The organism is Allorhizobium sp. Av2, from assembly GCF_021462805.2.
GTDB classification, from domain to species: Bacteria; Pseudomonadota; Alphaproteobacteria; order Rhizobiales; family Rhizobiaceae; genus Allorhizobium; species Allorhizobium vitis_G.
In genome coordinates this window covers 3,045,986-3,066,657 of the sequence record NZ_CP192696.1, presented here as the reverse complement: position 1 = coordinate 3,066,657, position 20,672 = coordinate 3,045,986, and the positions used below count along the sequence as shown (strand labels likewise).

Here is a 20,672-nt window from a genome sequence, read left to right as displayed (position 1 = left end):
TCGCACTTTCGGTGCCGTTCCACAACCAACTAACCTAAATGTTCAACACTCGCGTTAAATCGGCAATCGTAGCCACTTCGTCATTGCTTAGTCTTTGGCAATCCTTTGAAATCACGCTCCAGCAGTTCTGGAGGAATTGCGATATTAGTCCAACGTTCCCCGTCAAAGGTGTGAACACCATGCTTATAGTCGAAGTAATAAAGAACGTCGTCAACAGCCTGAATTTTTAGCGGCGTTGGAACGTTACGGTTTATACTGGCGTCAAGAACGGGTTTCAGTGGCGACAAAATGTGACCGTCAAACCAATGCAAAGCATAGCCTGAAGCAATGACGATCTGGCCATTAAACCGGGTGATGCTCAACAGACTTTTATCCTTATCACCATGAAAGGCGACATTGCGGAACCCGTCAGCCAAATTGCCTTTAAGAATTACTCCGCTTCCGCCAACTGCCCAGATTTGCTGAGGAGAGTCGATAAAAATGTCTCTCAATTCATCATCTGTACCTGTTTCAAGACGTTTCCATTCATCGTCTTTCTGCACCATAAGGAATCCAGTCGATACCTTTTCAAAACCTTGATCTTTGGCCCACCGCTCAGCTTGAGCGTTCAGTTCTTCAAAGCGTTTTAAATCGCCAGCTGCGGCAGCCTCTAACTGCGCCTTTTCGATGTCTTCGGGTGTTCTCCAGTACCTAGGAACAATAGTTCCGACTGCGTATAATTCTTCAGTCTCCGATTTCATCAAGGCAGAAAACCGACCTTGATGTGCGACAACGGCATCGCCTATCTGCACCCTTTGCCAGGACGCATTTGAATCTCGTTTATAGAGTTGCCCCCCAGCTCCAAATGCAAATAGTTGACCATCGATATATGAGATTCCTGTAATGCTGCCCGAGCCATCTGCGTCTTCGCTGTAAATTCCTGCTCCAGGAATTTTCTCAGTTGGCACCCCAGCATCAATAAAATAAATATCTCCTTCATCACTCACGGCGACAAATGGATTATTTTCAGCAGTACCATCAGGACGCGCAGTGATGCCAGAAATGTTCCGTTTGACTTCTATCCTGCTCCAAGGTTGAGGAAAATTACCGTCGTATTCAAGAATGATGGAAAATGGATCATCGGCGCGAAGCTCGTGAAGTGCAATACAGAAGTGGTTCCTAGAAATTGCGTAGGCCGCGCGAACATTTTGTGCTTCTTTCATTTTAATAGACATCAATAATGTCCTTTCCGCATAACTTCGATTGCATCATTCGACGGTAACGATACCGTAGTTCTTCCAGGCTTTGCCATTATAGGTAACATTTGCGCGAACGCTGCCGACTTTGCTATTTCCTTGCATTTTTCCGGAAGTTCTTTTATTGAGTCGATCGATACGGTTGCTGCCCTTACGATCCTAATCATCGGTGCAGTACCTGTTGGTACATTTTGTTGTCCAATTGCGTCGAGGTCTTTGTTAAGAGACTGGTGCAGACCAGTGTGCCATTCTTTAAGCAGACATATGGCCATGCCGTTTTGAAATGAAGGCGCTCCCTTTATCCGATTTTGCCCAGCTATTCGCTGGGCCCGGTCACCCCAGCCAAGCGCCATATCGGGAACAATATGATGGGATTCCCCTGGGCAGATTTTGCTTATTACGCTATGTGGCCCAACTAAACAGGCCCCCTTAGAAACACTTTCCGCCGCGACCCGGACATTCGCTTTTGCCAGCGCGTCTGCATTTTTTTTGCTCTCTTCGTAGGTTTGCGGACGGGCTACGTCGCGGCCCTCCAAAATACCTTGAATTTCTTCTGCTGTAGCCGTTCTTAGATCGACGGGCCTTCCGGCCAGTGACGAAAGTATATCATTCGCTAGAGGTATACGTTCCTCGGCTTGAATGACTAACCCATATTTACCTGAAAAATCCCAAGCGCTTCCGTCTGCTATACTATCCAGCGAGACAGGTGTTCTACCTCCCAGCAATTTACTGTTAATGATTGCGTTTTGCCCGGCCTTCGAGTTTACAATTTGAAATGAGCGAGCTTCGGCATCACGCTCACTAGCAGGCAGACTTGCGTCTCTCAGTGCATCTTCAATCAAAAAGCCGAGTACCCCCAAGCGTCGTAAAAGGCCTTTGCCCATACTCGTGGGTAGGTCTTTGGGGATAGAAGAAGGACGGGGAAGCGTTTGTGTGGGCGCACGCGAGATTCCATTAGCGGTAGTGGCTGTAGATCCAGCCGCAAAAAAGAGACCGCCCCCGGCATCAGTCATCGACCCCGTTGCTGCCTGAGCAACTTGCACTGGCTGATCTTGCCATCGCAGAGACCCCGGTACCTGGTCATCATCCTTCGGCGGATCATAGGTTGAGGTGTCCCGCACAAAGATCGCTTCGCCCTCTGTGTTCCCGTTGTTCATCTTGAACCGGTCGAGATGGCGAATGACGTAAGAGCCTTCGGCTCGAACCTGATCAGCATGACCAACGGGTTCGCAGATGCTTTCGACCGTGCCGGAATTGACGCCTTTTTTGACACCTGGCTTATCGCCATGCACATGGGTCGTGCAGGAGCGCATGACCATGGCCTTCTTTCCTGTGAAGCGCACAGAGGGCGTATAGTTCTGGTCGTGGCCGCAGAAGTCTACGATGGGGTATGGAATAGCGACAACGGATGAGCCGAGGGGTGTCCAGCAGACATCCGGGGCAAGCGAGACGATCCGCGCTTCGTCGAGATCGCGCAGGCCCTCACGCGGCTGTTTCGTCGTCCAGGGTTCGGGATAGCCCGGTTCGCCAAGGTAGGGGTCGCGGGGGATGCTCATGCGTTCTCCCTCGCTTGATTGGCCGATACGTCGGTCGATGGGTCTGGTGAGGGCTTCACCCGAACACGGGTCAAAGTCAGCGTCGTTTCACCAGCTTCCGGCAATGGGAAACGTACACGCCAGGTCAGCATCACGATATTCTCCGACCGCCAGTCGAAATGCACACCATCCAGTTTGAGAACATGCCACTCATCCCGGTCTTCGCGCTGGCAGTGAACACCGCATGTCAAGCCTGGCAGGCGGCCTCTTGCCTGGCCAAAGCGCGGATGAAGATGATCGAGCTGGTAGGCTTCGTCTCCCGTCAGATATGGTGTGGCGATCAGATCGGGATGAGCACACTGCCAGAAGCGGGCATCGAAATCTCGCGGGAGGAGGGGATGACGTTTGCTCAGCCAGGCTTCGTCATAGGTTCCAGCATATTGCTGCCGTGGCCTCCACCAAGGAGAGACAAGGCCTAACCCTTGCGGCTCGTATTGCTTTCGCCAGTCCAGGCTTTGATCGACATTGGTGATCTGTGGCGCTGGGACCGGTTCCGTATCGTGGGGCATATCCAAATGGACGATGCCGCAGCCGAGTGGATTGCGGCGCTCCACGTCAACAGGGCTCTCTGTGGTGGGATCGCCCGTACCTGGAATGATGCCACCGAATGCTTTCGACCAACACAATGGCACCATGCCTGTTGGCTGCGCTTGCGTCAGCGCCCAGTCCTTGATGACCCGCTTTGGTTCCTTGGCCGAAAAGCCCGCCCATTTTTCTTGAATTTTGGGCCGCCAATGCCGCTCGCCATGTACCTCGACAGCCTTGGAAACGGGACCGATACGAAGGATCGATTGCCATGACGTAGTGGGGTTGCCATCAGGCGCATAGGCGTTTCCGAGGAAGGTGATATCCGTACCCGGCTTGTCCGGCGTCAAGTCCGATTGCCGTAACAAGACGCTGGCATGCGGATCGGCTTCATAGGCATCCTCCCACTGAAAGCTCTCCTGCTGCGGTGCGATATCAAGGCCGCCGTCCTGGACATGCATAAACGTTCCCCGCATGGAAACGACGCAATCCAGATTGCCTTCGGAATCGAATTGCCTGAAGGCCATCGCAGGAAAGGGGAGGCGGTTAATCAGTTCCACCTGCCCACTCCTCAGTTCATGTCAATCGGCTTGCCGCGCAGCTGAAAGTGATCCGTGGCCACGAAATTAAACGTCTTGCCCAGGATGATCACTTCGCCGTTCGACTTCATGATGAACTTGGAGTCTCCGCATTCGATGACGAACTCTTCACCCACCGCAATCTTTTTGAACTTTCCGACGCTTTCCAAAGAGGTCTGCCCAACATTGGTGACCTTGCTAACCCCGATCTGCTCGGCCCGCGCCACACCGATGGTGTCGGATTTGAATGCGCCGACGATGGTATTCATGATGCCGGGCATTGGAAAAAGGCTAGAAGCATCATCACCAACGCCTGTGCCGGAACCGGCAAGAGCCGTGCCCGCATCTGTTCGTGGACTAGAGCCAGCCACAACACCTTCGCGAGCCATCAGACCACCCGCCCCTAAGAAACCCAGGGCAGAGGAGGCAAGCGTTGTGGCAAAGCTCGCAAGGCCTGGTCCACTACTGCCAGCGATCTGGCCCGCCTGAGCGAGCATACCTGCCGTCTGACCGGAAATACCTTGCACGGCTCCCATCAGAGCCATAGCCATCGGCCCAGTACCGCCGACCACTGTGTTTACCGATCCGCCGATCTCATGCTTCTGGTTGCCGCTAACCTCTACAGCGCGGTTGCCACCAATAGACGCCACTTCATGGCGGTCGATACGCTTGGTGCGGTCATTCAGCACGCGTGTCGTCTGGTCCTTCTGGGCATGGAAGAACATGTTCTCTTGGCCCTTCTCATCCTCGAAGGTCATCTCGTTGAAGCCGCTGCCCTTGTGGGTGTTGGAGCGCAGCACCATGCGGGTCTTGTTGGCCGGAAGGTCGTAGGGCACGGGATTGGCCGGATTGGGAACCACGCCAATCACCAGTGGCCGATCCGGATCGCCATCCACGAACGACACCATCACTTCCATACCAATCCGGGGAATGACCTGCGCACCCCAACTGCCACCGCCCCAGGCCTGATTAACCCGCACCCAGCACGTGTCGCTGCCATCCTTCTTTGCCTTGCGATCCCAGGGATACCAGAGCTTGATGCGTCCGTATTTGTCGGTGTGGATTTCTTCGCCCGATGGCCCTGCAACAATCGCCACCTGCGCACCCTCGATGCGCGGGCGCTTGGTCTCCCGGTGCGGCGTTAGCGGAACGCGTGATGGAATGGCCTCGAATGCGTTGGCATATTCCATCTCATTGCTGGCCGTCTCATAGGAGCGGTCCACCACCCGATGCATGATGCGGGTAATCACATGCTCTTCGTATTTATGCTCCGGATGCGGCTCCTCGTAAGGCGTGAACCGTCGGCCGGCTTCCAGAAAGCGGACATTGGACTGGCCCTTCACCCGCTCATGATCGGCTTCTGTCGCCTGGGTTCGAAACGTTTCCGCCTGTTCGGCCTCTTTGATATCGGAGATACGGGCCGGATATTCGTAGAGTTCGCGCTGCTTGGCCCCCGGCATCTGGATCAGTGACGGCGTGACATTCAGCGGCACAGTGCTGGGCGTCTCAAAATTCCAGTCCGCACCGGCGCGCTGGCCGGGGACATAGGAGAACTGTCGCATCCATTCGTTGATGTGGTTGCGGTCCGACGAGCCCTGGGCTAATCTGACTTTATCGACACCTTCTGCCGCAGCCGATGGCTTGCTCCAGGCCACCTTGCTGTCGCTGACCTTCAGGCGGTGAACGCCGGTTTCATGTTCAAACCAATAGAACAACCCGTCCTGCTCGAAGCGGCGCAGCAGGTAATCGATGTCCGTTTCATTCCATTGGACAGAATATTCACGTGATGGCGGCGTCTTGTGCAGAGGGGCGGATGCGGCGGCTGGAATGCCATGCTCGGAAAACAGTGTTTCCATCACCTGCATCGAGGTCATATTCTGCCAGATCCGGCAATCGGACCGGCGCGACAGCAGCCACAGTTGCGGACGGATGGTCAGTGTGTAGGAGCGCAATCCGCGGGTCACCGGCGGTCCCTCGGACAGATTGGTCACCAGCCCGTTGAACGGCCGGCGCACGCCATCACCGTCCAATTCGCCCTGGCGGATTTCCAGGGACACATCGACCAGCTTGCCGATCAGCTCTTCAGGCTTCACAGCCTCACGCTTGGCGCGCACCGACAGAGTGATCTCAAACAGACGATTGACACCTTCGTCCACCATCATGCTTTCCGGCAACAACTGGTCTTCGCCCAAGGGCGACGACAGTTTCAGCACACGGCTCGCTTGAATGAAATCGGTGGATGACAGAACGTCGTCCATGGAAAGCCCCCCACTTATCGCGTCATCAAATTTCAACAACTGCCGCGTTGAACGCCCACTCGGTCAACGCGTGAAAATATCTTGTTTGCGTCATTACCGTGTCGACAATAGACTTCCCTCCTAAAAGGTCAAGGTGCTGGCTGCCTTAGCGGAGGCCTGATTGCCAGGCGAACTTATGGCCTTTCGCTGTTCGGACTATATCCAGTCATTTACGACGGAGTTCAACATGGCAGTCACGGGCTCCCTAAGCCAATGCTGGCCCGGTGACAAAAATGCTGCGGTCTGGTGGCTGGCTTTTCGTCACAAATAGCTGAGGGCGTTTTGAGGTTCGCAGTGGATGCGGTTGCGGCCATGTTGTTTGGCGCGGTAGAGCGCCATATCGGTGGCGGCCATAAATTTCTGGAAATTTGAAAAATGATCGGCGGATTGGGCAAGGCCAAAGCTGGCGGTGATCCTGCCAGGTGCCAGTGGTTCGAGACAAATATTTTCCAGGCAGGTGCGTAGACGCTCGGCAATCGCCTGGGCTTGAACCAGATTGGTGCCCGGTAGAAGAACGCAGAACTCCTCGCCGCCGATCCGGCCTGCCAGATCGTTTGGCCGTAGATTGTTGCGGATTGTCTGCGCTGCTGCGATCAATGCTTTATCGCCCGTTTCATGGCCGAATGCGTCATTGATGCCCTTGAAATGATCCAGATCGAAGAGAAGAAGACACATGGGATCGCCGCTGCGGCAGGTCTCTTCAAGAGCCTCGGTCCCTTTTGTCAGAATGAACCGGCGGTTTGCCAATCCGGTCAGGGGATCGGTATTGGCTTGAAGGGTCAAGGTTTTGAGAGAGCTGTCCAATTCTGTTACCAGGGCTGAAACCGCCCGGGCGACAGTGCCGATTTCATCTTTCGTCTTGACCGCGATGGCAACAGGTGACCCTTCCTGCCGATATCGGGTTATGGACTGGTTGAGCTGGCGTAGCGGTTGAATGATCCGCCAGAGCGACAGCAGGCAGCCCGCCGTTCCGGCCAAGGTCGATATCAGCAAGACCAGCAGAATGCTTGCTTCACTCAGCGCACCGCCACCAAGGACATGGCCGACCACCGCCAGAAGCGGCACGTGAATGGAGATAAAGCAGATTACAAAAATCTTTGTTATCAACGACGAACGTATCGCCCGGGCCGTCATATGCGGCCATCCAGTCATCCAGTTTTTCTTGAGCATCCCTGTAAACTTCAATCGCCCTTTGTACAACCGCCAGGGTAGATAGGGATGATCGTTGCTTAAAAAAGCATATCCCAGATATTTTTAGGCTTTTTGGAATTTCGGCCATGCAAGCCGCCAATGAATCACAGTCCAATTTGTTTGTTTTCAAAACTATTTTATAGATTAACAAGATGGCCATTCATCGACATATGGATATTGCCCGCTCATTGAACGGGCAATATCCACCTTGTATCAAGGCAAAATCGGTAAGCTTATGGGGTGCCCGTGCTGGTGCCTGTCCCTGAACTATTGCCGGTGCCGCTTCCAGGCGTAGCAGGTGCGGTTGTGGTGCTGCCTGTTCCGCCGGTGCCACCGGTCGAGGAACTGGTGCCGGGGGTTGATGTCGAGCTTCCGCTATTGGAGCTGCTGTCATCTCCGCAGGAGGCCAGAAGCCCGAGAAGAGCAACGACCGGTACGATTTTCTTCAGCATGTGTATCCTCCTTTTATGCTCCGCACGTTTTTAGGTGCGTGAGCCTTTAAACCAGGAAAATGCCGCAGATCTTCGTCGCAAAGGCGGCATGTCCGCGACGTTTCCGTGGTTTAGCATAGCGCTTTCACGGGCGCGTTACCGCCTTTCAACCCTTCTGGCTCAGAATTGTTCCAGCAAAAGTGGAACCGATTTTGCGACCAAAAAACCGACGGGCTGACGATACCTGATGGCTTCATCAGGCGATTTTCAGGACATCAAGGCCTGACGCCCTCTCTCCAATGTGCATGGGACCACAGTATTTCCCCGGGCTGCTGCATAATATCTGCCTTACACCGGTTGGAGTTTGAGGTGAAAATTATGCAGCGGATATAAAGCGCTACAGTAAACCTGCTTGCGCCAAGTCGGTGCGCGGCGCTGTCGTGTGCGCTTGCGAGATGGATTGTGCGACTGCGAAAGGAATGATAGGTTTTTCAAGTGACGTTTTTCTCTATTTGACAAAAACGCTGATCCTGGATCTGCGACAAACTCTCTGAATGTTTGGCCAGTGCAGGGGAATGCGACAGGGAACTCATTCAGGACAAGATCGATGTTTCTACCTGCCGGCGCTTCCTATGAGGCTCTCTGTCATGCTTTTTCCTGGTCCATACCAGCTCGTTTCAACATGGGACGGGCCGTGTGCGACGAGTGGGCAGCCCGCGAGCCGGACCGGGTCTGTCTTGAGCATTTTTCACCTGACGGTGCGCATCGGACCTTAACCTATGGGGCGCTTGCTGCACGATCCAACGCATTCGCGGATGCTCTGAGCCAGCTCGGCATTGGTGCTGGGGAGCGGGTTGCCTTGCTCCTGCCGCAGGGGTTCGAGACAGTCATCGCCCATGTGGCGATTTACAAGCTTGGCGCGATCGCTCTGCCGCTGGCCTTGCTGTTTGGTGCCGATGCATTGGAATACCGGCTGAAGACGGCGGGCGCCTGCGCGGTCATCACCAATGATTTTGGTTTGTCGCGCCTGGAGCCGATCCGGGCCAGCCTGCCGGACCTTCGGCAGATTATTTCCATTGGCGAACCTTCGCCCGGCATCCTCTCCTTCGAAAACCTATGGCAGAGCGGTTCCACCTCTTTTGACGGGCCGCAGACCGGCGCTGATGATCCGGCGCTGATGATCTTTACCTCCGGCACAACAGGGGCACCGAAGGGCGCTTTGCATGGACATCGCGTGCTTGCCGGTCACATTCCAGGCTTCCAGCTTGCCCATGACGGTCTACCTCAGCCGGGGGACAGGATCTGGACGCCTTCGGACTGGGCCTGGGCTGGCGGGCTTTTGAATGTGCTGATGCCAGCCCTGATGCTGGGTGTTCCCGTCGTGTCGTCGCCTGCCCAGAAATTCGATCCCGCCATGGCCTTTCGCATCATGGCGGAGATGAAGGTGCGCAATGCCTTCATTCCGCCCACCGCCCTGCGGCTGCTCAAAACGGTGGACAATCCACGCCAGCATTATGATCTTGTGCTGCGTTCCATTGGTTCGGCAGGGGAATCTTTAGGCCGGGAAACCTATCAATGGGTCAAGACGGCGCTCGGCATCACCCCCAATGAATTCTATGGGCAGACCGAATGCAATTTCGTGCTGTCATCGGCGGCCCGGCTGGGCGTCACCAAGGCAGGCGCCATCGGCAAGCCGGTGCCGGGCCACCGCGTGGCAATTATCGATGACAAGGGCAGGGAACTGCCAGTCGGCAAGGTCGGACAGGTGGCGATTGCCCGGCCCGATCCGGTGATGTTCCTGGAATATTGGAATGATCCGCAGGCGACCCGCCAGAAATTCATCGGCGATTGGATGCTGACCGGTGATCTCGGGCGCCAGGACAGCGAGGGCTATGTGGAGTTTTTCGGTCGCGACGACGATGTGATTACGTCATCCGGCTACCGTATCGGCCCGGCGGAAATCGAGGATTGTCTGGTTGGCCATCCGGCTGTGCGCCTGGCGGCGGCGGTGGGCAAGCCCGATCCGATACGAACTGAAATCGTCAAGGCCTATGTGGTGCTCGCGCCGGGGTTTCAGGCTGGACCGGCCCTGGCCCGTGACATTGCCGATTGGGTGAAGCAGCGGCTGTCCATGCACGAATATCCGCGTGAAGTGGAGTTTATCGCCGATATGCCGCTGACCACCAGCGGCAAGGTGATCCGCCGCCTGCTGCGTGAGCGCGATGAACCGCAACAGGCACAGCCGGGCATGATGACGGGCTGATATTTCGCAATATCAGCTGTCTTTTTGCCGTCTGCCCAGCACTTTGTCACGCAGGATGCGGGCAATATTGCGGGTGTTGCGATAGAGATGCAATTGCGCCGCCACCTGGCGGACGTCGCGGTCAGCATTGCGCTTCAGGCCGATGACCATGGTTCCCATGTCTTCCCGCTCCCGCCAGAGCCTGCTCATCACCGGGTGATCGGGCATGGCGCAGGAATCGGTGCGCAGAATATTGGCATCGTCCAGATGCCATTCCGTCAATCGAGCCACCAGAAGCTTGCCCGGCGAATATCGTGCATAGCGCTCATCATAGGCAGTCTTCCACGTATAGGCTTCAGCACCCATAATGAAGACGACCATGGAGGCAATGGCCTTTCCATCGAGATCGAGCGTATGGATGCGGACCGAATCGCGCTCGGCCAGGTTGGTCATCGCCTCACGGGCAAAGGCGGCTCGCAGCCGGTCCATGACAAGGGCGCTGCGCTTGCGGCCTTTCCAGCCGCTGGCTTCGAGTGCCAGGAATTCCTCCATACGCACATGCAGATCCTGCGGCTGGCGGGCGACAGAATAGGTCAATTCGCCCTGCTGACCCAGCAGGCGCATCTGCCGGCGCATTTCGCGCCAGTGAGACTTGCCGATGGCTTGGCGAAGATAGGTTTCTCCATCCTCCAGGCTTTCGAGCATTGGGCGTTGGTAAGGATTTGTTACGGTCAGCGGCAGGTCACGGCTGATCGCCACGGCCCTTAGCAGTTTTGTGACCGGCCCATCCATTCGCAGATCCGGCAGGACCAGAACGGAGGGCAATTTGGCTTTTGGATCGCTTAGTCCCTCGAAAAGGTTGTCGAGCGTTTCCACCGCATCCTCAGCATCGACCAGAGGCGTGCCAAGCGGGCCGAAGGGGTTGGACCAGACGCGAACAATGGATGGACCGACTGCAAATCCCGGTTTTTCCACGGAGAAAGGCATCAGCAACCGGATCCGGCTACGGCCCTGCCGCTCGTCGCGGATCAGTGCCATGCGCACTTCACGCTCGTCCAGACGGGGGATGGCGGGGGCCAGAAACCGGGCCGAGAAGAAGACATTCTGCTCCAGCGCCCGGTTTGTCAGATAGTCCATTTCCTGTTCAAGGTCGTAGCTGGTCTGGCGCGGATAAAGCCAAAGATCGCGGCCAGGGCGTCCAACGGCAATCTGGCCATCGGCGGGCGGACGATTGACCGGTGCAGACACGGTATGCAGAATCGGGCGCTCGGTGCTCGTTTCCCGGCTGGTCTCGTCGGTTACCGGTAAAGTGTTCATATCCTACAACCTGGTTCGCTTCATGCGTGCCTGTCTTGCTTCATACGAGACAATGGGTCGGCAAAGGCAAATAAGACAATGCCAAGCGCATAGCGCACGGCAATGTGTAACAAGATCGCTTCCACCAACATTGCCGAGGCGGCAGCCGTTGCCGCGCCGGTGAGGCCATAAAGCGGAATTAGAGTCACATTCAGCCCGATATTAGATGCTAAAGCAATCACATATAGTAGCACACACAATTTTTGTCGCCCCGCCATGGTCAGGAGCATCTCACCGGGGCCGATCAGCGCCTTGGTAAGTGCACCGGCAAACAGAATGGCCATCAACGGATAGCCTGCCGTGAAATTCGGGCCGAACAGACCGAGCAAGACTTCGCCTGCTGCCAGAACCAGTAGACCGATGATCAGCGACGGCCAGAAGCACCAGCGGGCCATTCTGCCGGCAAACAGGGCCAGCGGTCTGATATCATCTTCGTTCATCAGTGCTGAAAAGCGTGGTCCGGCGGCGGCCTTGACCGCGAAATAGACGAATTGCACCAGGGCCATGGTTTTTGCTGCGGCAAAATAGATCCCGACCTGGTCGGGGGGCAGGTAAAGCCCGACCACCATGACGTCGGAATTGGTCAGCAGAAACAGGAAGCCCTCGATCAGGAAAATCGGGATAGCAACGCGAAACCAGACCATGAAATCGATCCTGCGAGGTCCCCGCAGATATTTACGCCGCAGGCGCCAGTGAATGGTGGCGAACTGGCTGAGCGTCGTGACATAGGTGGCGGCAAGGGCCGCCTGCATGGCGGTGGTTGCAGTGCGTGGCGCACCCAGCATGATGGCCAGCAGCATGAAGGCCAGGATCAGCACTGGCCTGACGATATAGGTGGGGCTGAGGGCGGCAACAGGCCAGCTATTGGCTCGAGCCGTCCCGTCGAGCACATCGCCAAGCGCAATCATCGGCAGTGCGAACAGGCCGAGAAACAGGGGCGTCAGATAGTAGCCGGCAATCCGATCTCCAAACAGATTCAACAGGATAAGACCGGTTACAGTCAGACAGCTGGCGAGGCCAAGAGCGAAGATCCGGATGGTGACGGTGATGCCACGGATTTCAGGAATTTCATCTCGAGCGTGATATTGCGGCAGAAAGCGGATGACGGTCGAATGAAAGCCCAGGCAGGATAGATTGCCGAACAGCACGACCAAGACCCAGACGAAAACGAAAATACCATATTCGAAATCGCCCATCAGCCGGGCCTGGACGATCTGCGAGAAAAAGGCAATCGCTGCGCTGACGATGCGGATGGCAAAGGCGATCAGCGCCATGCGCTGGGCGCGGGCCACATCGTCGTGAGCGGACAAGGCGGCGACGATCCTGCGCAGCGGGCCATGCAGCCGTGCTGGCAGGAGATGTTCCACCCTCTGGATAACCGCCATGATAAACACGCAACACTCACAGGCACATATGCGACAGGGCATTCAGTCTTGGCAGCTTAGGGTTAACAAAAGCCTGCCCGTCAGTGTCTGAATAGCCTATGCCTGGGAGAAATCGGCCAACGCATCTGGCTGGCCGATTTTGATTGTCTTATGCCAGCCTTATCTTACGCCAACAGGGCGCCGTGGCAGTGCTTGAAGCGCTTGCCGGAGCCGCAAGGACACATTTCGTTGCGTCCAACCTTGCCCCAGGTCGAGGGATCGGCGGGATTGCGGTTCTCAGGCGTGACGACGCCGTCTGCGGCGGCAAATTCATCCTGGCCGGTCTGCGGATCCTCGTGGTGACCATGCATGATCGGCAGGGTCGGCTCCGGGGGAGCTTCACGGACGATTTCCACCCGCATCATCTGGGCGGTGACGCCTTCACGCATATTGGCGAGCAGCGCCTGGAACAGTTCGAACGCTTCCGCCTTGTATTCCTGCAAGGGATCGCGCTGGGCATAGCCACGGAAACCCACCACCGAACGCAGGTGGTCGAGGTTGACGATATGCTCGCGCCACAGGTTATCGATGGTCTGCAACAGCACCGACCGTTCGATATAAGCCATGATTTCCGGGCCGAAGCGCTCGGTCTTCTCAGCCATCACCTCGTCAGCGGCTTTCTTGACCCGTTCAACGATATCGTCTTCGGCAATGCCTTCTTCCTGCGCCCAATCCTCGATGGGAAGGTCGAGGTTGAGGATTCCGGTCATCGCCGTCTTCAGGCCAGCCACATCCCATTGTTCGGCATAGGCCTTTTCCGGGATATGGGTGCGCACGATGGTGTCGATCAGCTCGTGGCGCATGTCGTCGATGGTTTCGGTCAGGTCTTCGGCATCCATCAGCTCGACGCGCTGTTCGAAAATCACCTTGCGCTGGTCGTTCAGCACGTCGTCATATTTCAACAGGTTCTTGCGGATGTCGAAATTGCGTGCCTCGACCTTTTTCTGGGCCCGTTCCAGCGCCTTGTTGATCCAGGGGTGGACGATGGCTTCGCCTTCCTTCAGGCCCAGCTTCTGGAGCATGCTGTCCATGCGGTCGGAACCGAAAATCCGCATCAGGTCGTCCTGAAGCGACAAGTAGAATTTCGAGCGGCCCGGGTCGCCCTGGCGGCCGGAACGGCCACGCAGCTGGTTATCGATGCGCCGGCTTTCATGGCGCTCGGTGGCGATCACATAGAGGCCGCCTGCGGCCAGCGCCTTTTCCTTCAGGGCTTTGACTTCCTCGCGGATCGCCTGTTCCTTGGCATCGCGTTCGGGGCCAGGCTCCATGCCTTCCAGATCGCGCTCAAGCCGCATGTCGATATTGCCGCCAAGCTGGATGTCGGTACCGCGACCGGCCATGTTGGTGGCAATGGTAACGGCGCCCGGCACACCGGCCTGGGAGACGATGTAGGCTTCCTGCTCGTGGTAGCGGGCATTCAGCACGCTGAAATCGGTAAATCCGCTCTGGCGCAGCATAGTGGCCAGCAGTTCGGACTTTTCAATCGACGTCGTACCGACCAGGACCGGCTGATTGCGGGATGCGGAGGCCTTGATTTCCTCGATGATTGCCTTGAACTTTTCCTCAAAGGTCCGGTAGACCTCATCATCCTCGTCGATACGCAGGATCGGCAGGTTGGTCGGCACTTCGATGACGCTGAGGCCGTAGATGTCCTGGAATTCCTCGGCTTCGGTATTGGCCGTACCGGTCATCCCGGCAAGCTTGGAATACATCCGGAAATAATTCTGGAAGGTAATCGAGGCCAGGGTCTGGTTTTCCGGCTGGATCGTTACCTTTTCCTTGGCTTCCAGCGCCTGGTGCTGGCCTTCCGAATAACGGCGGCCTGGCATCATCCGGCCTGTGAACTCGTCGATAATGACGATTTCGTCATTGCGGACGATATAATCCTTGTCGCGCTGGAACAGCTTGTGGGCCTTCAGCGCATTGTTGATATGATGGACGATGGCGACATTTTCGACGTCGTAGAGAGAGACACCCTTCAGCAGGCCAGCGTCTTTCAGCAGGTTTTCCAGCTTTTCGGTACCGACTTCGGAGAAATTGGCCGATTTCTGCTTCTCGTCGATCTCGTAGTCTTCGGCGCTCAGCATCGGAATGAAGGCGTCGATGGTGGTGTAGAGATCAGAGCGGTCGTCGAGCGGTCCGGAAATGATCAGCGGCGTGCGTGCCTCATCGACCAGGATCGAATCCACTTCATCGACGATTGCGTAATTATGGCCGCGCTGCACCATCTGGCCGCGCTCATATTTCATGTTATCGCGCAGGTAGTCGAAGCCAAGCTCGTTATTGGTGGCATAGGTGATGTCGCAGCCATAGGCCTCGCGGCGCTCATCGTCGTTCATGCCATGCACGATGACGCCGGTGGTCAGGCCGAGGAAGCTGTAGAGCTTGGCCATGATGGCGGCGTCGCGGCTGGCGAGATAATCATTGACCGTCACCACATGCACGCCCTTGCCGGACAGTGCGTTGAGATAGACGGCGAGCGTTGCCACCAGCGTCTTGCCTTCGCCGGTCTTCATTTCGGCAATGGCATTTTCGTGCAGGATCATGCCGCCGATCAGCTGCACATCGAAAGGCCGCATGCCGAGCGCCCGGCGCGATGCTTCGCGCGCCACGGCAAAGGCCGGGATCAGAATGTCGTCGAGCGTCTTGCCCTTGGCAAGCTCACCCTTGAATTCCTCGGTCTTTGCGGCCAGCTCGGCATCACTCAATGCCTTTATGCTGTCCTCCAGCGCGTTGATGGCGGCCACGCGAGGCTTGTTCCCCCGGATGCGGCGTTCATTCGAGGAGCCGAAAATTTTGCGGGCGATCCCACCAAGACTGACCATGTCCATGGTCCTTTCTGAATTCCGTCACGAGGTTGAAACCGAAGCCCCGGGTCTACTCCCGGTCGCTCACGGCCACATGACAGTGGAGATTGGCGTACCGCCTCCGGAAACTGCTCTGGACGCGGAGTTGCGTGACAGATAAGAGGGGGGTCGAATTATGTCAACGGGACAGCATGCACCACAAGTGCCACAATCGCGTGGTTTAGGGTGTTTTTGACCCGATTGACAGTCGCAATCGGCCTCTTTATCGAAGGGTTATTAAATGCTGCGTTCTCACAAACTCGTCCTGGCGGCCTGTGCCGCCCTTGTGGCGCTGTCTTCCTACGCCCATGCCGACGATGCTGTCGTTGCCAAGGTCGGCACTCTGGAAATCCACCAGTCCGAGCTGGATCTGGCGATTGCCAACCTCGATCCCCAGTTTGCCCAGATGCCGGATGACCAGAAAAAGGTTGCGGCTTTGTCCGGCGCCATCGATGTCAAGCTGCTGGCCGGCAGCGCCATTGGCGAAAAAATGCAGGACGATCCGGCCTACAAGCAGCGCATGGCTTTCATTGCCGACCGCGAATTGCACAATGCCTATTTCAAGAAGCATGTCGTGGACGTGACGACCGATGAGGAAGTCAAGGCGCGCTACGAGAAGGAAATCGCTGCTCTGCCGAAGGAGCAGGAAATTCACGCCCGTCACATTCTGGTGAAGACCGAGGATGAAGCCAAGGATGTGATCAAGCAGCTGGATGGCGGCAAGGATTTTGCCGAACTGGCCAAGGAAAAATCGACCGATTCCAGCGGATCGGACGGCGGTGACCTCGGTTTCTTCTCCAAGGGCCGCATGGTGCCTGAATTTGAAGAAGCTGCCTTTGCCCTGAAGCCCGGCACCTATACCAAGACCCCGGTCAAGAGCCAGTTCGGCTTCCACGTCATCAAGGTCGAAGAGATCCGCGACGCGGCTCCGCCGAAGTTCGAAGATGTGCAGCAGCAGGTTCGCCAGCTGGTGATGCGTGACAAGTATCTGGCCCTGCTGGAAAAGGCCAAGACCTCTGAAAAGGTCGAGATCGTCGATCCGGCTCTGAAGAAGGGCTATGAGGATATCAGCAAGCAGCAGGCCGATCCGGACGCTGCTCCAAAGCCATAAGCATTAGCTGGCCGCGCTGCACAGGGTGTGCAACGCGGCCATCACGTTTCTATCCTTGTCTTTTCCGGGGCCGTTTCCAGCTATGTCAGCCAGTGTTTCTCCTCTTGCGCCGAAATCTTTTGCCGACATGCCCGCGCTCCGCGGCGTCTCCATGGCAACAGCTGCTGCGGGCATCAAATACAAAAACCGTACCGATGTGCTGTTGATGGTGTTTGACCGTCCAGCCAGCGTTGCGGGGGTCTTCACCCGCTCCAAATGCCCATCTGCACCGGTGGATTTCTGCCGGAAAAACCTCGCCCATGGTGTGGCACGCGGCGTGGTGGTCAATTCCGGCAATGCCAATGCCTTTACCGGCACCAAGGGCCGGGCTGCGACCGAGCTGACGGCCAAGTCGGCGGCATCGGCGCTCAAATGCGATGAACATGAAATTTATCTGGCCTCGACTGGCGTGATCGGCGAGCCTTTGGATGCGACGAAATTTGCTGGTGTGCTTGATGATATGGCCTGCGACGCCAAGGGCGATTTCTGGCTGGAAGCCGCTAAGGCGATCATGACAACGGATACTTATCCGAAGGTCGCGACCCGCAGCACTGAGATCGGCGGCGTCAAGGTGACGATCAACGGCATTGCCAAGGGTGCGGGCATGATCGCGCCTGATATGGCGACCATGCTGTCCTTCATCGTCACTGATGCCGATATCGCGCCCGTTGCCTTGCAGGCATTGCTGTCGGCGGGTGTCGGCCCAAGCTTTAATTCCGTGACGGTCGATAGTGATACTTCGACCTCCGACACGTTGATGCTGTTTGCGACCGGGGCTGCGGCCAGTGACGGCCAGCAGCGTGTTGAGACTGCCGACGACGCGCGTCTCGACGGGTTCCGGGCAGCGCTCAACGATCTCTTGAAGGATCTGGCCCTCCAGGTGGTGCGTGATGGCGAAGGTGCGCGCAAGATGGTGGAAGTCACCGTCAAGGGCGCCGAAAGCGACGCCGCTGCCAAGGTCATTGCCCTTTCGATTGCCAATTCGCCCTTGGTGAAGACGGCGGTTGCTGGCGAAGACGCCAATTGGGGCCGGGTGGTTATGGCTGTCGGCAAGGCGGGCGAACTGGCTGACCGTGATCGTCTGGCCATTTGGTTCGGCGACGTGCGCGTTGCTGTTAACGGTGAGCGCGATCCGGATTATTCTGAAGCGGCAGCCACAGCAGTGATGCAGGGCCAAGACATTCCGGTCACGGTCGAGCTTGGGCTTGGGTCGGGGACAGCCACGGTCTGGACCTGCGATCTCACCAAGGAATATGTGGCCATCAACGGGGATTACCGGAGCTGATGGCGGTGGATCAGTCACCACACGCGCCGAACCTGCCGCAGGTCCGCAGGCTGGAAGCCGTCAGCTTTCGCGCCTGGCCCGCAGCCTCGGTTCAATATGACGGCAGCTGGCAGGTCCGGCTGACAGGCGGCCATCCGTCGAAGCGGGTCAATTGCGTGGTGGCGCTGGACCGCTCCGATATCCGCGATATCCGTCTGCGGCTGGAAAAGGCGGAGCGTAAATTCGAATCCTATGGCCGGCCCATGGTGTTTCGCGAAACGCCGCTGGCGCCGCCGCAAGTGATCGATGTGCTGCGCGAGGATGGCTGGACCCGGTTTGACGAAAGCCTGGTCATGGCGCTCGATCTGGCCGAGCTTTGCGATCTCGATGTGATGGACCACCTGCCGACCCAGGATATCGGTCGTTTCGTCGATGCCAGTCTGGCGCTGCGCAATGAGGATGCCGCGTCGAAGCCAGCTCTTGCCGAATTGATCAGCAATATCAAGCCGCCGCTTGGCCTGTTTCTGATCGAGGTGCCTGACAATGGCCCGGTAGCGGCTGCCATTTGCGTGCAAGACAATGATCTTGCCGGATTGTTGCAGCTTGCCGTGGGTGAAGCCTATCGGGGCAAGGGAACCGGTCTCGAACTGACCTATGCGGCCCTGCGCTGGGCACGGATCCGGGGAGCGAAAAGCGCCTGGCTCCAGGTGCAGGCCGATAACGGCCCGGCGCTTTCGCTCTATCAAAAGCTCGGCTTCAAGGAAGCCTACCGCTATTGCTACTGGCGTCACGAAACCGCCGCCAAGGCAGAGGGTGAAGAATGACAGCGCCAGTACCAGTGCTTCGGCCCATTCTTCTGGTTGCCGCCTGCGCTCTGCTGGACAGCGACGGACGCATTCTGCTGGCGCAAAGGCCGGAAGGAAAATCGCTGGCCGGGCTCTGGGAATTTCCCGGCGGCAAGGTCGAAACCGGCGAAACACCAGAGGAAACCCTGGTTCGTGAGCTGGAGGAAGAGCTTGGCATTGCCACGAAAATTCCCTGTCTCGCGCCGCTGACCTTTGCCAGTCATACCTATGAAACATTTCATCTGCTGATGCCGCTCTATGTCTGCCGTCGCTATGAGGGCATGCCGCAGGGGCGGGAAGGCCAGGCTATCAAATGGGTCAAGCCCCGCGATCTGCGGTCCTATCCGATGCCGCCAGCCGATGAGCCGTTGATCCCATTCCTGCTGGATTTGCTATAGGCTTTGCCTTTAGAGCTTGTCAGGACAACCGGAATCCGAGTCCGATTTCAGCAATTATCCAGCAGATTTGCCCTTTGGGCCGGTGTGAAATGCCGGGATAAGCCCACCAGATGGGCCATTGCTCACCGGTTTTTATCGGCGATTAATAGAAAGTTAATCCTCAAACCGGCATTATTCCCTCATCATGCACAGGCGCTTCGTGCATCGTCTTATGTGCGTTGGGCGTCGGATGGCATGATCGCATGGGGCGCGGTATCGTTCGATAAAAAATAACGCAGTGATCTCAGGGCTTTACGGTTCTATCGTGCAGGGTTTCACCTGCTGCGGTGTATTGATGTCGAGACCCTCTTGGGCGCGATATCAAGAATCGAATCGGGTCATGGGGTGAGCAACAGGGGCTTTGCATTGTCAGTGATGCAAAACCTCCTGATCTATCTGGTCGATTGTGGGGCAATCGTCCGGCGGGCCATGGTCCGGGAAGAAGCCCTTTGGATTTTGTGAGGTTTGCGATGACGCAGAAGGATTTCGGAAAGGGCGGACGGCAGTCGCGACGTGCGACTTCCAGGTCCGGCAGAGTTGGCGTTGTCAATCTTGCCTTGCTGTTTGCCGTCACGGCTGTTGCGGTATCGCTGGTGCTGACGCCGATGCTCGCAGACAAGACCACGTCCGGCCAATTGGCCGCACGACCCGCTGATGTCGATCGGATGAGCACCGGCTCCATTCCCGGCGAGCGCGACGCTGGAAAGCGCTATACGATCCGGCGCAGCGTCTTGCAGGAGACGCCCGGTTCCGTCTGTATCGTCAATCCCGGTAATGGGGATGCCTGCTGATAACCCGTGATGGTATGGGCTACTGCATAATTCTTTAAACCGGAATCGGTTTAAAGAGAAAATTATGCAGCAGATATAAATCGCTACAGCGAACCTTTGTGCGCCATATATGACGCACGGCGCTGTAGGCGGTTTTGAAACCGGAAATATTTGAAAACAAACAGACAGAGCGTTTTGGGATGACAAAACGTTCGCTTCGATCACCCATGCGGGGGCGCATGGTTTTAGGCTAGGGGTATGATGGGGCTTTTACGCCGGTTTTCCGGCTTGTCGGCGATTTTTCGCCAAACGTCTGGTGCAACTGCAATCGAGTATAGCCTGATCGCCGGGTTGATCGCGGTGACGCTTTATCTGGCGCTTGGCGTTTATTACGAAGCGCTGGACAGGCTGTTTGATTCCATTATTGCTGCCATGCCGCAAGCCTGATCGGCGGCGCTTTCAGGCTTGCGAAAAACACTTGAATGA

Annotated in this window: 17 protein-coding genes; 7 read left to right on the top strand and 10 right to left on the bottom strand. The window is 56.8% G+C overall.

Going from position 1 to position 20,672, the window contains the following annotated elements:
• Positions 1–80: 80 nt before the first annotated feature.
• The 6 genes from FS819_RS14345 to FS819_RS14320 all read right to left on the bottom strand — a co-directional run bounded on the left by FS819_RS14345 (position 81) and on the right by FS819_RS14320 (position 7,873).
• On the bottom strand, positions 81–1,214 hold the full coding sequence (locus FS819_RS14345; protein ID WP_234624540.1) for a hypothetical protein: 1,134 nt from the start codon (positions 1,212–1,214) through the stop codon (positions 81–83).
• Positions 1,214–2,791 (bottom strand): DUF4150 domain-containing protein, encoded by a 1,578-nt coding sequence (locus FS819_RS14340; RefSeq protein WP_197434092.1) that lies wholly within the window; start codon positions 2,789–2,791, stop codon positions 1,214–1,216. Before FS819_RS14340 ends, FS819_RS14345 begins: the two co-directional genes overlap by 1 nt.
• On the bottom strand, positions 2,788–3,915 hold the full coding sequence (locus tag FS819_RS14335) for a DUF2169 family type VI secretion system accessory protein (RefSeq protein ID WP_234624539.1): 1,128 nt from the start codon (positions 3,913–3,915) through the stop codon (positions 2,788–2,790). The genes FS819_RS14340 and FS819_RS14335 overlap by 4 nt, the downstream gene beginning before the upstream one ends.
• A gap of 11 nt (positions 3,916–3,926) precedes the next feature.
• On the bottom strand, positions 3,927–6,191 hold the full coding sequence (tssI, locus tag FS819_RS14330) for a type VI secretion system tip protein TssI/VgrG (protein ID WP_156547949.1): 2,265 nt from the start codon (positions 6,189–6,191) through the stop codon (positions 3,927–3,929).
• 300 nt (positions 6,192–6,491) lie between these two features.
• Complete coding sequence (locus FS819_RS14325; protein ID WP_197434091.1) at positions 6,492–7,382, bottom strand: GGDEF domain-containing protein; 891 nt, start codon at positions 7,380–7,382, stop codon at positions 6,492–6,494.
• Between the two features lie 272 nt (positions 7,383–7,654).
• Positions 7,655–7,873, bottom strand: a complete 219-nt coding sequence (locus tag FS819_RS14320) for a hypothetical protein (RefSeq protein ID WP_156547947.1) — start codon at positions 7,871–7,873, stop codon at positions 7,655–7,657.
• A 586-nt stretch (positions 7,874–8,459) separates the two neighbouring features.
• Between FS819_RS14320 and FS819_RS14315 the strand changes: the two genes are divergently transcribed.
• On the top strand, positions 8,460–10,115 hold the full coding sequence (locus FS819_RS14315; protein ID WP_156547946.1) for an AMP-binding protein: 1,656 nt from the start codon (positions 8,460–8,462) through the stop codon (positions 10,113–10,115).
• 12 nt (positions 10,116–10,127) lie between these two features.
• Here FS819_RS14315 and FS819_RS14310 read toward each other — a convergent pair whose 3' ends face one another.
• From FS819_RS14310 to secA, 3 genes are all read right to left on the bottom strand, one after another.
• Positions 10,128–11,411 (bottom strand): GNAT family N-acetyltransferase, encoded by a 1,284-nt coding sequence (locus FS819_RS14310; protein ID WP_156547945.1) that lies wholly within the window; start codon positions 11,409–11,411, stop codon positions 10,128–10,130.
• 20 nt (positions 11,412–11,431) lie between these two features.
• A complete protein-coding gene (locus tag FS819_RS14305; RefSeq protein ID WP_156547944.1) occupies positions 11,432–12,835 on the bottom strand; it encodes a lipopolysaccharide biosynthesis protein in 1,404 nt (467 codons plus the stop codon).
• 164 nt (positions 12,836–12,999) lie between these two features.
• Entirely contained in the window at positions 13,000–15,699 is a 2,700-nt protein-coding gene (gene secA / locus FS819_RS14300; protein ID WP_156547943.1) for a preprotein translocase subunit SecA, read from the bottom strand.
• 262 nt (positions 15,700–15,961) lie between these two features.
• Between secA and FS819_RS14295 the strand changes: the two genes are divergently transcribed.
• The gene (locus FS819_RS14295; RefSeq protein ID WP_156547942.1) at positions 15,962–16,831 is read left to right on the top strand and encodes a peptidylprolyl isomerase; all 870 of its coding nucleotides are present in this window, start codon (positions 15,962–15,964) and stop codon (positions 16,829–16,831) included.
• A 3-nt stretch (positions 16,832–16,834) separates the two neighbouring features.
• Here FS819_RS14295 and FS819_RS14290 read toward each other — a convergent pair whose 3' ends face one another.
• Positions 16,835–16,960, bottom strand: coding sequence for a hypothetical protein (locus FS819_RS14290; RefSeq protein WP_267967312.1), 126 nt, complete (start codon positions 16,958–16,960; stop codon positions 16,835–16,837).
• On the opposite strand from FS819_RS14290, the gene argJ reads away from it, so the two are divergent.
• The 5 genes from argJ (at position 16,914) to FS819_RS14265 (ending at position 20,633) form a co-directional block, all read left to right on the top strand.
• The gene (gene argJ / locus FS819_RS14285; protein WP_156547941.1) at positions 16,914–18,155 is read left to right on the top strand and encodes a bifunctional glutamate N-acetyltransferase/amino-acid acetyltransferase ArgJ; all 1,242 of its coding nucleotides are present in this window, start codon (positions 16,914–16,916) and stop codon (positions 18,153–18,155) included. The two genes, FS819_RS14290 and argJ, sit on opposite strands and share 47 nt — an antisense overlap.
• Complete coding sequence (locus FS819_RS14280) at positions 18,155–18,958, top strand: GNAT family N-acetyltransferase (RefSeq protein WP_156547940.1); 804 nt, start codon at positions 18,155–18,157, stop codon at positions 18,956–18,958. The genes argJ and FS819_RS14280 overlap by 1 nt, the downstream gene beginning before the upstream one ends.
• Complete coding sequence (gene mutT, locus FS819_RS14275) at positions 18,955–19,377, top strand: 8-oxo-dGTP diphosphatase MutT (RefSeq protein WP_156547939.1); 423 nt, start codon at positions 18,955–18,957, stop codon at positions 19,375–19,377. Before FS819_RS14280 ends, mutT begins: the two co-directional genes overlap by 4 nt.
• 509 nt (positions 19,378–19,886) lie before the next feature.
• Positions 19,887–20,207, top strand: a complete 321-nt coding sequence (locus FS819_RS14270; RefSeq protein WP_070164437.1) for a hypothetical protein — start codon at positions 19,887–19,889, stop codon at positions 20,205–20,207.
• A gap of 237 nt (positions 20,208–20,444) precedes the next feature.
• Positions 20,445–20,633, top strand: a complete 189-nt coding sequence (locus FS819_RS14265) for a Flp family type IVb pilin (RefSeq protein WP_234624538.1) — start codon at positions 20,445–20,447, stop codon at positions 20,631–20,633.
• Positions 20,634–20,672 lie beyond the last annotated feature (39 nt).

Excerpts from the sequence above, each read along its gene's own strand:
- FS819_RS14345 (WP_234624540.1), bottom strand. The coding sequence starts at position 1,214 with ATGTCTATTAAAATGAAAGAAGCACAAAATGTTCGCGCGGCCTACGCA.
- FS819_RS14340 (WP_197434092.1), bottom strand. The coding sequence starts at position 2,791 with ATGAGCATCCCCCGCGACCCCTACCTTGGCGAACCGGGCTATCCCGAA.
- tssI (WP_156547949.1), bottom strand. The coding sequence starts at position 6,191 with ATGGACGACGTTCTGTCATCCACCGATTTCATTCAAGCGAGCCGTGTG.
- FS819_RS14325 (WP_197434091.1), bottom strand. The coding sequence starts at position 7,382 with ATGACTGGATGGCCGCATATGACGGCCCGGGCGATACGTTCGTCGTTG.
- FS819_RS14320 (WP_156547947.1), bottom strand. The coding sequence starts at position 7,873 with ATGCTGAAGAAAATCGTACCGGTCGTTGCTCTTCTCGGGCTTCTGGCC.
- FS819_RS14315 (WP_156547946.1), top strand. The coding sequence starts at position 8,460 with ATGTTTCTACCTGCCGGCGCTTCCTATGAGGCTCTCTGTCATGCTTTT.
- FS819_RS14310 (WP_156547945.1), bottom strand. The coding sequence starts at position 11,411 with ATGAACACTTTACCGGTAACCGACGAGACCAGCCGGGAAACGAGCACC.
- FS819_RS14305 (WP_156547944.1), bottom strand. The coding sequence starts at position 12,835 with ATGGCGGTTATCCAGAGGGTGGAACATCTCCTGCCAGCACGGCTGCAT.
- secA (WP_156547943.1), bottom strand. The coding sequence starts at position 15,699 with ATGGTCAGTCTTGGTGGGATCGCCCGCAAAATTTTCGGCTCCTCGAAT.
- FS819_RS14295 (WP_156547942.1), top strand. The coding sequence starts at position 15,962 with ATGCTGCGTTCTCACAAACTCGTCCTGGCGGCCTGTGCCGCCCTTGTG.
- argJ (WP_156547941.1), top strand. The coding sequence starts at position 16,914 with ATGTCAGCCAGTGTTTCTCCTCTTGCGCCGAAATCTTTTGCCGACATG.
- FS819_RS14290 (WP_267967312.1), bottom strand. The coding sequence starts at position 16,960 with ATGTCGGCAAAAGATTTCGGCGCAAGAGGAGAAACACTGGCTGACATA.
- FS819_RS14280 (WP_156547940.1), top strand. The coding sequence starts at position 18,155 with ATGGCGGTGGATCAGTCACCACACGCGCCGAACCTGCCGCAGGTCCGC.
- mutT (WP_156547939.1), top strand. The coding sequence starts at position 18,955 with ATGACAGCGCCAGTACCAGTGCTTCGGCCCATTCTTCTGGTTGCCGCC.
- FS819_RS14270 (WP_070164437.1), top strand. The coding sequence starts at position 19,887 with ATGACGCAGAAGGATTTCGGAAAGGGCGGACGGCAGTCGCGACGTGCG.
- FS819_RS14265 (WP_234624538.1), top strand. The coding sequence starts at position 20,445 with ATGATGGGGCTTTTACGCCGGTTTTCCGGCTTGTCGGCGATTTTTCGC.